The 12,782-nt window shown below is 47.6% G+C and carries 11 protein-coding genes; 7 read left to right on the forward strand and 4 right to left on the reverse strand.

All coding sequences use genetic code 11. The features are described from left to right. Positions 1–264 precede the first annotated feature (264 nt). Positions 265–2,490 (forward strand): tetratricopeptide repeat protein, encoded by a 2,226-nt coding sequence (locus DFR42_RS21875; protein ID WP_170133630.1) that lies wholly within the window; start codon positions 265–267, stop codon positions 2,488–2,490. 124 nt (positions 2,491–2,614) lie between these two features. Here the strand turns inward: DFR42_RS21875 and DFR42_RS21880 are convergent, their stop codons facing one another. Continuing rightward, the gene (locus DFR42_RS21880; protein WP_170133631.1) at positions 2,615–3,715 is read right to left on the reverse strand and encodes a serine hydrolase domain-containing protein; all 1,101 of its coding nucleotides are present in this window, start codon (positions 3,713–3,715) and stop codon (positions 2,615–2,617) included. 416 nt (positions 3,716–4,131) lie between these two features. Then, entirely contained in the window at positions 4,132–6,012 is a 1,881-nt protein-coding gene (locus DFR42_RS21885) for a serine hydrolase domain-containing protein (RefSeq protein ID WP_110257182.1), read from the reverse strand. Positions 6,013–6,192: 180 nt separating this feature from the next. On the opposite strand from DFR42_RS21885, the gene DFR42_RS21890 reads away from it, so the two are divergent. The 3 genes from DFR42_RS21890 to DFR42_RS21900 are packed head-to-tail and all read left to right on the forward strand — an operon-like array spanning position 6,193 to position 7,483. Continuing rightward, positions 6,193–6,549 (forward strand): YkgJ family cysteine cluster protein, encoded by a 357-nt coding sequence (locus DFR42_RS21890; protein ID WP_211324391.1) that lies wholly within the window; start codon positions 6,193–6,195, stop codon positions 6,547–6,549. Between the two features lie 38 nt (positions 6,550–6,587). After that, entirely contained in the window at positions 6,588–7,100 is a 513-nt protein-coding gene (locus tag DFR42_RS21895) for a hypothetical protein (protein WP_245937045.1), read from the forward strand. A 17-nt stretch (positions 7,101–7,117) separates the two neighbouring features. Beyond that, positions 7,118–7,483: a TfoX/Sxy family protein gene (locus DFR42_RS21900; protein WP_110257184.1), complete on the forward strand. Its 366-nt coding sequence runs from the start codon at positions 7,118–7,120 to the stop codon at positions 7,481–7,483. A gap of 69 nt (positions 7,484–7,552) precedes the next feature. Here DFR42_RS21900 and DFR42_RS21905 read toward each other — a convergent pair whose 3' ends face one another. Together DFR42_RS21905 and DFR42_RS21910 are read right to left on the reverse strand one after the other, a co-directional pair. Then, positions 7,553–8,125: an outer membrane beta-barrel protein gene (locus tag DFR42_RS21905; RefSeq protein ID WP_170133632.1), complete on the reverse strand. Its 573-nt coding sequence runs from the start codon at positions 8,123–8,125 to the stop codon at positions 7,553–7,555. Positions 8,126–8,530: 405 nt separating this feature from the next. Continuing rightward, a complete protein-coding gene (locus DFR42_RS21910; protein ID WP_110257186.1) occupies positions 8,531–9,166 on the reverse strand; it encodes a glutaredoxin family protein in 636 nt (211 codons plus the stop codon). On the opposite strand from DFR42_RS21910, the gene DFR42_RS21915 reads away from it, so the two are divergent. The 3 genes from DFR42_RS21915 (at position 9,167) to DFR42_RS21925 (ending at position 12,709) form a co-directional block, all read left to right on the forward strand. Next, the gene (locus DFR42_RS21915; protein WP_110257187.1) at positions 9,167–10,024 is read left to right on the forward strand and encodes a hypothetical protein; all 858 of its coding nucleotides are present in this window, start codon (positions 9,167–9,169) and stop codon (positions 10,022–10,024) included. 204 nt (positions 10,025–10,228) lie between these two features. Next, positions 10,229–11,482, forward strand: a complete 1,254-nt coding sequence (locus tag DFR42_RS21920) for an MFS transporter (RefSeq protein WP_110257188.1) — start codon at positions 10,229–10,231, stop codon at positions 11,480–11,482. Positions 11,483–11,872: 390 nt separating this feature from the next. Continuing rightward, complete coding sequence (locus tag DFR42_RS21925; RefSeq protein ID WP_110257189.1) at positions 11,873–12,709, forward strand: heme-binding protein; 837 nt, start codon at positions 11,873–11,875, stop codon at positions 12,707–12,709. The last annotated feature ends 73 nt before the right edge of the window (positions 12,710–12,782 follow it).

Below are 12,782 nucleotides of genomic sequence, written 5' to 3' on the forward strand. Positions count from 1 at the left end.
ATTGGATTATCAGGTCGCCTCTGTATGAAATACGCTGGTGGCCTGCAAGTCTTCATGGTTTCATTTTATTCAAACCTGAGTATAAGGTAATGATAAAACTCACTTTCCATGCATCAATAAGATAATGGGATTTTGCGATAATCGACCAGATACGAAATCTACCGTCAAGATCAGAAAATGTTTGGAAAAATTCTAAACTTGTTCCGCAGCAAAGAGGTACCAGGACCTGCAACGCGAGCAACACCAGCAAAGCAAGAGCCACAGGTGGCAGAGCAAGTAAGTAAGGCGAATAGCCTGAAAAACCAGGCTGACAATTTACTGACATCTGGCACAATTGCTCAGGCGGAACAATGCTATAGGGAAGCTATCAGCATTCATCCCACATTTGCAGATGCCTACATCAATCTTAGTGTAGCTTTGCGGATGCAAGAACAATATGCCGAAGCGGCAAAGATGCTCAATCAAGCGCAGAAGCTGGACCCAAGCGACGCCTACATTTACTACAACAAGGGAATGCTTGCCAAAGGGCAGGCGGACTATTCATCAGCTATAGCAGAATTTCAAAAAGCCCTTGAATTAGACGGCAACATGCTCGATGCCTATTATGACCTGATCGAGACTTACATCAAGACAGAAGATAAAGTTGCTGCGCATTCGCTCGCTTCCGCTGCTGTTGAGAAATTTCCACAAGAAGTTGGCTTGCTGCTCTTGATGGCTAATTTGGAAACTGATCGCAAACAATTCGATACCGCTTTGCGCTTATATAACCTGGCGCTAGTAATGCAACCCGACCATGCAGATTCAATCTGGCATGTATCCTGGATACTGCAGGGACAGGGAAAGCTGGCAGAGGCTGAAGCCAGTTACAGAAGGTTACTGGAAGTTGCGCCAGACCGGTATGAAGCATTTTACAATCTGGGGACTGTATTCACCTCGCAATCAAGAAATGAAGAGGCAGTCACTGCCTATTTGCAAGCAGTGGCCATCAAGCCAGATGCAGGGCTCGCCCATTACAATTTGGGTAAAGCCTATTCTGACTTAGGCAAACTGGACGAAGCCGAGGCAAGTTTCCGTACAGCTTGTGCGCTGGATTTCACAAACAGGACCTGGGCTCTGGTTAGTCTGGGCAATCTTCTCAGAGATACTGGCAGGCACAGTGAAACAATAGCATGCTACAAGGCAGCCTTAGAGATCGATCCTGACTATTTTGATGCATACAGCAGCATGCTTTTTAACTTGAGCTTTGGTGACCTCGTAACGCCTGAGCAATATCAGGATGAGGTCAGAAGGTATACCTCCAGACTGCTTATCCATGCACAGGCCTATACAACATGGAAGTGCCTTCCAGCAAATCAGGAGCACAGGCGCTTGAGAGTCGGTTTTGTTTCTGGCGATTTTGGTTTGCACCCCGTAGGCTTCTTTCTGGAAAACGTCATCAGGAACATCGATTTGCGGCAGATGGAACTGTATGCTTACTCCAGTAAAGTACGCGATGATGCGCTGACTGCGCGCATCAAACCGCTTTTCAGCGGATGGAAAGTGATTGAAGATATCGATGATGCCAGTGCTGCACACATGATATATGAAGATGGCATCGATATACTCATTGATCTTGCTGGTCATACCGCGCACAACCGCTTGCCAGTATTCGCATTCAAACCTGCTCCACTACAAGTAAGCTGGCTGGGTTATTTTGCTACTACAGGTGTACCTGGCATGGACTATCTCCTGGCAGACAGGATTTCCGTGCCGGACAATCATAATGAGTATTTCAGCGAGCAAATTTGGTATTTGCCATCGACCAGACTGTGCCTCACACCACCTGCGACAAATGATTTGCTATCCTCAGTTTCTGCTCTACCCGCACTTAAAAATGCTTATATAACGTTTGGCTGCTTTCAAAATATCAGGAAACTCAATGATTTCACTTTGCAATTATGGGCAAGAATTTTTCAGCGCATGCCTGATGCCAAATTGCGATTCCAATGCTGGCAATTGGGTACTGAATCAGAGCGCAAAAAAATGCTGGATAGATTCGTCCAGCATGGCATAAGCGCAGAGCGCATCAGCATGTTTGGCCCAGGCTCAAGAGACGCCTATCTGGCAGCCCATGCTGAGGTCGATATCATACTCGACACTTTTCCCTACGGCGGTGGTACAACCACATGCGAAGCTTTCTGGATGGGCGTGCCTACGCTCAATCTGGCAGGCGATCGCATGTCTTCACTCCAGGGTGCCAGTTTGCTGACATACGCTGGTCTGGAAGACTGGATTGCCACATCTGAAGATGACTATGTCAGACGTGCTATCCTTCATGCTACTGATCTTGAAAAACTGGCACAACTGCGCGCTACCCTGCGCGAGCGCACGCTGGCTGGTCCAATATACGATGCAAAGCAATTTACCCGGCACTTTGAACAGGCATTGCTAGGCATGTGGGACAAACATGTGCATGCATCCGCTAAAGATGTGGCTCACCCGAATCCATAAAATTCTGTTGTAAGAGCAAGATCAGCAACAATCTCATTGATGGTACGGGATATTTCACAGTCAACAGTGGCAGGCAGATCGCATTTCCATCCTTGATGGATAATGCTTGCCTGCCGCCCTCAATTCACTGTGCCAGCGGAAATTCACTATTGATGATTTTATTGCCTATATCGCTGACACTGATATCTGCATTCGACAATATCACCACCCCTTTACCCGCTTTTTTATCGAAGGCCATATAGCTGCTATAGCCACCAGTTTTACCTTCTTGCGCCAGAATGGAACTACCGAATTTATTGTTGTAGCCACCCCAGACCAGCAAGAGGCGGTTACCCGGTTCAAATGGCTCCTGCAATTTGCGCATGGTGTCTTTCAATGGAACATTGGTTTGACCCATGTTAGCGGCAACAAATTTGAGCATGTCGTTAGCTGATGAACGCAAACCGCCTGCACCTTCAAATGAACTGAAGCTCCAGCCTGAAACGGCAGAAAATTGTGTTTTACCGCTGTAACCTGTCGCCATGCGCTTTTGCAAGTCAGCATTCAGCGTGACGCCTGTTGCCGTCATGCCCAGAGGCGCGGCAATACGGTTTTTCACGAGAGTTTCATAGTCTGTGCCAGCACGCTGACTAAGTACCTGAGCCAGTAAGCCACTGCCAAAGCTTGAGTATTCGTAGCGACTGCCGACATCATATTTCAATTGATAACCGGACAAAAATTCATAGGCCTTGCTGGTCGTAAAACCTGTGTAGGGATTATCACTGCCATTCTGCTTCAGGTTGGCTGGCAAGGCTGGCAAGCCAGAGCGGTGGGCAGACAAATCGGCGAGGGTAATTTTCCTGTCGTCGGAAGATGGCACGGTAACAGTATCAGGCAGGTATTTTGCCAATGGATCCTTTAATCTGATTTCGCTTTTTTCTGCCATTTCCATCAAGGTCACACCTGTAAATACGCTGGTGATGGAGCCAAGTTCAAACAGGGTGTCGGCATCGACCAGGCGGCGATCTGCCAGATTGGCATAGCCATAACTGATCACCCTGCTGCCCTTCTCGTCAACAACACCGACCACAATACCAACGCCTTTCTTTTCTGTATCAATGCGCTGTTTGAGAACGCTGAGTATCTCTGCATCGGACATGGAAGTCGCAGCATGTGCCTGAAACGCGCCTAGCGCCAGTGTAGCCATCAGCAATTTCATAGGGAGGAGACGGAGTGCTGTTTTCATTTTCAATTTACTTTCTGATTCAGGGTTAACAAAACCAGACCCTCTTCCATAGGGATCTGTGGATTTACTACGCTGCGCAAGGACCAGGCTCATCACCGTGTGGTGCAGCAGCCTGGATACACATGACGCAATATAGATAAATCAGAATTTGAAAGGAGGCAGATTGAGACGGAAGCACAAATTACGGGAATGAATGTGGATTTTTGTGGAACAGAATGCTTTGCCTCACACAATTTTCTTGTGTGTGAGGCCAGTCTTTAAAAAGGGGGATGCAGAGTGTCATGACCAGCGTCATCAGTCTAATCAGACTGATGCTGACTTGTGCTGAGCAGGTGTTATACCTGCCTGCTCAGTATTTTGTTAACTGTTCAAAGCAATGATGCTGTTGCGTGCGCCGGTTTTGCCACCAGCAATTCTCACGCCCAGGTTCTGATGCCTATTATGCCGTAACACAGCAAATACACCACGATGCCTGCATGCAAGACTGACAGTATCGATGCATACCAGTGTACATAACGGTTCGCAGATATCCTGATTTGCTGGAAAGCCAGCCACAGGCAATACAGCGATACCGCAGCATAAGCCAGGCTGCCTAACATGACATTCAACGAAGTTGCTGACACACTACCCCACTGCGCCGCTGCATTACCAAAAATTGCGCCTGAATTTTTGAACCAGATCAAGATCAGACTGGCCAGTACGGGCATGAAAAGCAAGCGGGCATTTGCTATGGGCTGGCCCTTGCCAGCTATACGGCGCAAACCCGTGATAGCGGCCATGACAAAATTCAATAAGATAAAAACCAGCCATGTGCCAAATAGTGCCAGCAATCCATAAAAATGCAGCGGCGACAAACGCTTGTACAGATCATTCTCTATCTGCACCGCTTCACCAGCCAGGGGGTCATTGACAATGGCGATCTTGGGTAAGCCAGAATCTGCATCCATCAACAACTGCTCATTGTATGCACCATCTTCACTCTCATCACCTTCGAACAATGAAGTGCGTTGTAGTTTGTTACCCACGACGCTAAACCTGGTATAACTCATGACATCTGCGATATAGCGCAGCACTTCATAGCGCGGGTTGATTTGCTGATACCAGCCATCAAGTTGCTGAAACGCTGGCGGCAAGGGCTTGTCTGGCAAGGCTTTTTTTACGGTGTCTTTTAGCAGGAACTTTTGTATGGCGGCAGACATGCGGCTCTCGGCATCGTAATTTTCTGCGCTCAGCATAATCACAAAACCTTGCTGCAAAGAAGGGGCATAAGCAAGACGCGTCAGGCCAGCACCAGAATGACCAGTATGCCCATAGAATGGCACCTGGTAGCCATCATAGCCATACGCATGACTGGCAATACCATAAGCTTGCAGGATGCCCTTGGCTGCTCCTGTGGTGGTTTTGCCTTGCTCCATGCGATCTATTGATGACGCCGACAGCAATTGCTGCCCGCCAAACTGGCCGCGCAAAATCAGCAACTGCAGGAAATTTGCCATTTCTCTGGCCGAAGAATTAATCGAGCCTGAAGGTCTTCCCAGTTCATGGCGATAAGCTTCCACCTGGCCATCTGCATATTGCTTTACGCCCAGCCGTTTGACATTCTCAGTTTCAAAATAACTGGTAGTGGGCATTTGCAATGGCGTAAAGAATGTCTCTTGCATATAGTCTTCAAATTTCTTGCCACTGATCTTTTCGACTATATAGGCAGCTACCACTGGCCCGCTATTGCAATAGGCATAGCGGCTGCCTGGCATCCAGCGCGAGACTCTTGAATGCGGATGAAACGCCAGATCATCTTTCAGGCTGATGTTATCCGGTGCCTTAAAGCCTGCTTCGACCAGATGGCCATCTTCCCAGCCAGTGGTATGTTCAAGCAAATGTACAAGCAGTACTGGCCTGCTGGTTTCCCATGGGTTCTTGAATTCAACTTCTGGGGCCAGGGCACTGAGCTTGTCATCGAGATGCAACTTGCCTTCTTCCACCAGTTTCAGCACTGCCAGTCCGACAAACATCTTTGACACCGAACCTATGCGAAACAAGGTGTTTTCATCTGCCTTGACATGTTTTTCAAGATTTGCCTCACCCAGACCTGCCAGCCAGTATGGCCCGTCCTTGCTGACCAGTGCAATGCCTACTGCCGGCGTATTGGTCTCTTTGCGAATTTTTTCTATCGTGGCCTTCAAAGCATCCAGGGTTTGTGTTGCCTGGGGCTTAAGACTATCTGCGGGGGCTTGTGCATGAACTTGCGAGGTGAGGCTGGCAAACAGAAAGAAGAAAAGGCAGGCCACAATTTTCATACTTGATCTTTCCAGCAAAGATGAACAATAAATATTACAAAAAATAGAGTATTTATCAATCAACAAATTATTACAATAGTAATTCTTCTTTTATCAACTTCATAAAGTTTGACGATACGATAACTGGCTACTTGCAAATAACTTAGCAAAGGAACGCTGAACACGCTTATGGAAAGACAAATGAGTAAGGAACACGAGCCTTGCCTTGATTGCGGTGCATGCTGCGCCAGTTTCAGGGTGTCATTTTATTGGGCAGAGGCTGATGCACATGGAATTGTGGACTCCATGGTCCAGGCATTAACACCTGTTTACTCTTGCCTGACAGGCACCAACCAGGCCAGCCCACACTGCCAGGCGCTGATGGGCGAGGTTGGTAAGGGCGTGAAATGCACTATGTATGAGCAAAGGCCATCCCCTTGCCGGGAAGTACAGGCCGGTGACGACAAATGCCGAAAAGCCCGCGCCAGACATGGATTGCCTGCCCTACCTGCCCTGCCAGTCACGCTACAGAAGGTTTCAGACAAACTGACAGCTTAAGTGTAGGATGCAGCCTGTAAAAATAATCAGGAGCAGCCTTGACGAACAATAACGCTTACAGCGCAGAAGATGACGCACCTCAGGAAGAGGACACTAAAATCCACGAGCCTCGTTTATGGCGCGACAAAGGCTGGACTGCACAAGTCATCAAAAACGATGATGATGAGGGCTGGGCCGTCGCCATGATCAAGGATGGTGAACCAGAACCTGCCCTGGTTGGCCCATGGACCATGGGGCGTGATAAAAAAAATCCCAAGCCGCTGGATGCAAATGCCTTTGGGACGCTGGTAAAAACTGCGTCTGAAGTGATACGCCGTCATGAGCAGCAATTGCATGCGACTCTGCACAAGAGCCTGATGGTGGCAACTGAAGATGCTGATTACAAAATCCTGCTCGACATCGTCCCTGACGAAGATGATCCCTATGCATGGCTGAGTGCACAAGATGCTGGCAACACCGAAATAGCCAGGGTCAGGGTAGCCCCTAACTATAAACTGAACCAGCAAAATGCCAGGGCGTGGATAGCAGATGATTTTCGACGTCCAGACTAATTTCCCGGGATAAGATCATGGCCTCACACGCAAGTTTTGTTGAATTTATACTTGACCAGTTAAATGCATGCGACGAGGTGATCGCAAAAAAAATGTTTGGCGAGTATGCCTTATACATGTCAGGGAAAATGTTTGCGCTGATATGTGATGACCAGCTATTCATCAAACCAACAGCAGCGGGACGGAAACTGCTGGAAACGATCACTGAGGCCCCGCCCTACCCGCAGGCCAAGCCATGGTATCTGATCGATAGTGAATTACTGGAAGACCGCGATGCCTTGAGTAATCTGGCACGCGCAACAGCGGCAGCCTTGCCGCTACCCAAAATAAAAGAAAAGAAAGCTGCGAAAAAGCGAAGCACTACTGAGCTGCAACATTCGTAACAGACTGTCCCAGGATGTTTATTAATGGCGTTGATGAAAAAAATCCGCTCATCAACGCCAGATATTTATTTAAAAATTGTATTGCAGACCAGCGGACAAATTACTGCTTGAGGTCCCGCCATTCGAAAACGTATGTGGATTGTATTTCTCGAATTCTGCACGAACTGCAAGATTAGGATTGATCTTGTAACTCACACCCACACCGTACAAGGCATTGTTACGCGAATATGAAGCAGTATATCCAGGCAAACCAGAAGTATCGTATGAAGTTTCCGTCTTCAGTCGTGCAATGCCCAACTTGGCAAAACCGGAAAACACCTCAGTAAATTCATGATTGTAGACACCTGCGAGGCTCAAGCCAGTCTTCTTTTGTTCACTATGTCCAAGTGCCAGGCCTGAGTTGATTGACGTTTTGCCTGAAGAGAAATAACTGCTTTCCACAGCAAAATGTTTGTCTATGTTATAGCCACCAAACACCTTGAAGCTGGTGGATTTGGAATCGCAAGTAGTGCTGTAATTACAGTAATTGGCTGTATCGTTCTGCCCAACAGAGCCGCCGAGATAAGCTTGAGCGGAAGCGAAGGAACTGGCAAGCATGCCTGCCGTCGCGCAAAGCAAAATGGGAATTTTCTTAATCAACATAATAAGCAATCCTTTGATTATGTGTCTGAACTGAATCAGGAAATCGGCCCTGGGCATAACAACTCGGTCAATTGGAAGCACATGCTTTATTGCCAAGGGGATAAGATGCAGCGTATAGAATTTATACAAAAAGGAAATTGAAAATGTACAAGTCCCGCTTGACTGACCTGTCGGGATTGCTTGAATAGACTTTTGCCATGGAAGCAAAAATTTGAAGCCGTGAATACATACTTCATATTGAAAAGATGTGTTGAGGCGAATCCTGAAACAGGTCGTCCTTACATCACCACTGAGAAAATGACTTTGTATTAGGTTTTTTATTACAACCTTGCTTCACAATGACTACATCACCGCAATGCTTTGTGAAGGTCGTAAATAGTTGAGATATGTCAATTGCTATCAGCATCAGGGGGACATGGCACGCTTGACGTCACCTATGGACGTACCATGAACCCTGGTGTAGCCAAACCAGGTGGCAGGATAGCCGGGTATCTCCATGACTCTGGTCATTTGATTGAATTCACCACTTTTTTCTACATCGATATCAACAAAATCAATCTGGCTATCTTTAAAGTCTGTGCGTAATTGCGCACAGGATGGGCACCAGTCCGTGCCATACAAGGCGACCTTGGGCTTGCCATCTGCCTGGAAGTGTTTCTTGAAATACGTCCGCTCTGCCTGGGTGAAATATTGATCGCCAAAATTCTGGCCCAGGGCGGCAATCATGTCCCATTTGGAATTGCCCATGATTTTTTCATTGCCTATCAGGGTGACAGGTAATTGCCCACTACTGTATTTTTTCCAGAGTTTGGTATTACTATCATTGTCATCTTCAAGAACGACCTGCTTTTCCTCAAAAGGAACGCCGCGTTCACGCAAGAAGCGCACACTGATCTGGCAATGTTCGCCGCATTGCGGGGCAGTAAACAAGACCACCGTGGGACTACCTGTCTTATCGAAAGAAATATCATTCTTTCCATATCCCTTTTTCCAATACCAGGCAGCGCCGACGATCAATAATAAAACCAGTAAATTACGCATGTGACACTTTCCCAAAAACTGTTAGTCAACATCATTTTTGACACCATACTTGAGCCGCGTAAATTTGTCGCCAATACTGAAGTATGGTTCACAGCCTTGAAATTTGACGATACGGCATCAGATAAGGACACAATCGAGCTTGTCACCGGAGAAAAGATGGCGTTTGACCCACTCAATCTGAAAAAGGCATCCGTTAATTTTGAAGAAAGCCTTGCCCGTGTCATTGATGAACGGGTGGCACCACTGGTGGACAGGTCTATCCATCAAGTCAGTAATGAATTATCGGAAGTCATACGTCAGGCTGGTGAACAGGTAGACAGGAATATCGCCCTGCTGTCTGATGAGATTCATAGCCAGCGCAGTATGACCAAGGATGATATCAAGGAACTTATTGATTATTCCACGGTACAGATAGGCGCTGCGATAGACCAGCGTATTCTTGCCATCAAACATGAAACTTCGACCCTTATTAATGAGAAGGTAGATTTACTGAAATGCGAACTGGAAGATGCTGCTGTTGCCAGCCGCAAATCCATGTATGCGAATGTTGCCATCTCGATTGCAGCGGCGGTGCTCATGGCGCTTGTCGGTCTGGTTTATAAAAAGATATCACTGGGAGAAGTCAATCTGTTGAATGTCTTCAGGGTCACTTTACTGTCTTGCGCGACGTTTACCTTTGTCTTGTCCATGCTGAAATTCATACAGCGCTGGCGTAGCATGAAGCGGGTTAAAAAAGGGGTCACCACGGTCGCCATCGGTTACATGGGTATCTTGCGCCCGAACGGGGCAACTGGTTTGTTCTTGCTCAGCATCTGCTTGCTGGCAGCCTGGACCTGGCTGTATCTGGGGAAAATTTAGAGCTACAGCATCAGGGCATGTTGCCATATTGCGACCCGGCAACAGGGTTTGTAAATTAGGCGTACAATTTAAAGCATATGCACTGCACAAATATCGATGAACTTTTTATGTTGACAGGCATCACAACATAAAGAGCCCATCCGGTTCGATTGCCTCGTTCTGCTTTAATTTCCCCGGCGCACGCCCTGCGCCTAGCCCTGATCCATGCAAACCAAGAAATTCAACCCTGTATTCAATTCCTATCTGATTTACATAGGTGTCGCCATTGCCTCTGGTGGCGTTGCCTTGTATACCCCCATCATCGTCTCTGAAACAGGCAAGGCTTTTTCCGGTTTTTGGGCGGCATCGATCTTGTTTGGCTTGAATCTCGGGCGCGTACTTGGTTCCTACATGGGCGTCAGGTTTTCCCGCATGGCCAATCACCCACTGGCAATTACTGGCAATATCCTGCTGGAAGGCATAGCCCTGTATTTTATGGCTTATTTACAACAGGCGTGGGCATTGGCCTTGTTTGCTTTATTGGCGGGCCTGGGTAGTGGCTTGTCCTTTCCTGGCTTGAAAAATTATTTATTGAAGCTCAAGGGTCTGGATCAGACCTCCCTGTTCAGCAAGCTGGCATTTGCGATTCGCATGGGCCTGGTTGGTGGTTACCTGACAGCCAGCTTTGTCCCGCATGATCAATTGAAGCTGGTGTTTTTAATCGTCTTCATCACTTTTATTTTGTATGGCTTATTCATGTTGATTGCCATGCGTGCCATCAGCGAAAATGAAGAGATTGATTTGGCAGAAGAGCAAAAAGCACTTTCTGATCAAACTGCGCAAACTGCCCTGACTGGCAATGAAGCGCAAGGCAAACCGGTAGAATTGCCATTGATGTTTTACCTGTCAAATTCTGTCTTCTGGTGTTTTGCCGTGCAGCCTATGATAGGTTTCAGTTTGCACATCCCCAAATTCACGCCTGAGATACCGGTCTCCACACCATTCTGGCTGGCCGCTCTGGTCATCATTTTTTTCCAGATCCCCATCTCCAAACGGGCCGTGCGTACCCTCGACCATTTCCGTTTTTTAAAGATAGGTTACGCCTGCCTGTTTCTCAGTTTTGCCATCATGGTGGTATTTACCCATAGTGCGGTCGCAGTCATCATCTCGGCTATCTTGCTGTCCTTTGGCCAGGTGTTTTATGGTCCCTCGCTGGATGTACTGGTGGCACGCTTTGCCAATAAATCTGCTGCAGATACGGGCAGGCTGATGTCGCAACAAATGTTTTATCAAAGCATGGGTACCATGGTAGGCAGCCTGGCAGGTGGCGTGCTGTTTGATATGGCCCAGAGCATGAAGATGCCAGGACTGAACTGGTTCATGCTGGCGGCAGCCAGCCTGGCAATGATGGCGCTGAGCAAGAAAAAAATCCCTGAGCTTTATTACAATGCAGGCCAGAAAGTAGCAAGTATCAGCTAGCATCAATCAGCATGATCTAGCGTCAGCTAACACCTGATTTTACCGGAAGCCAGTCCTGGCTTCCGGTTTCTTCATCAAGCAACATCAAAAGCCACTGCCAAGGCATCCGGTTCCGGATACCAACGCTTTTTCGCTCGTATCGTCATATCTGACATCAATCCCCCGCAATTTCCCCTGTGCAATTGACATAGTCGCGCCGCAACACTTTTCAAAAACACAAAGTTAAATATTGAAAATACAATTTTTATGTTGTATTTTTTATTATACTATTCAGCAAGCAAAATTAGCTCAGGGATTGCCTCATCTGTCTTCTGACAGGCAAGAGAGCTTTTGACTGCAAGTTCGTTCATCAGATTTTTTCCATGTAACACCTACACTAAGGATCTTGAAATGACTTCCTATTCACCCAGGCGTGCAGCACCCCCAGGTAATCTTGACTCAACTCCATTAGGGCTGCTTGCCGAACTGGAAGGTACCTGGTCAGGACGTGGCTTCAATCTGATTGCCGTTCCCAACAAGCAAAACAATACGGCGTTTCGCCTTATGCTGAATGCGACAGCAGAGCGCATACAATTCACCGCCATAGGTGGTGTGGTTCCCAACCGCGGTTCTGTCCAGGATGATATTGGTATTTTTGGCCTGACTTATCTGCAACAGGTCAACGATGCCACGACCATGGAAGGTCTGCACATAGAACCTGGTCTCTGGTTGAATGTACCTGCCACCAGCAATCCCAAAGCGGGTCCCAGTATCGTCAGGCAATCGACGATTCCACACGGCGACTCTTTGCTGGCACAGGGAACAGCTTTTAAAGTCGCAGGCGGGCCGCAAATTGCCGCTGTCAGCTCCAAACCTACCGGCCCTGGCATGGCACATGTGCCATTAGGGTATCTTGATCCCTATCTGCATTCCAATCTGCCACCAGGCATGAAGCAAAGCTATGTGGCCAATATGAACCAGGCTTTGACAGATGCGATACAGGGGCAAAAGATAGTCAATACCACGGTGCTGACTGTCACCTCGATACCAGTGGGTGGCATCGTCAACATCCCCTTCCTGACTGCGAATGCCAATCCAACCAGGCTGGACGCGATTTTCTGGATAGAAACGGTAGAACGTCCAGACGGTACGCAGTTCGTACAACTGCAATACACGCAAACCGTGATACTGAATTTCCTCAACATAGACTGGCCGCATATTTCAGTCGGAACAATGATACGTACCTGAATCATATCCGCTGCAGACATGAGGAAGATGGACACGACCGGCACCACACGTGACAACTGAAATTACAGTGAGA

Source organism: Undibacterium pigrum (assembly GCF_003201815.1).
Lineage (GTDB): Bacteria > Pseudomonadota > Gammaproteobacteria > Burkholderiales > Burkholderiaceae_D > Undibacterium > Undibacterium pigrum.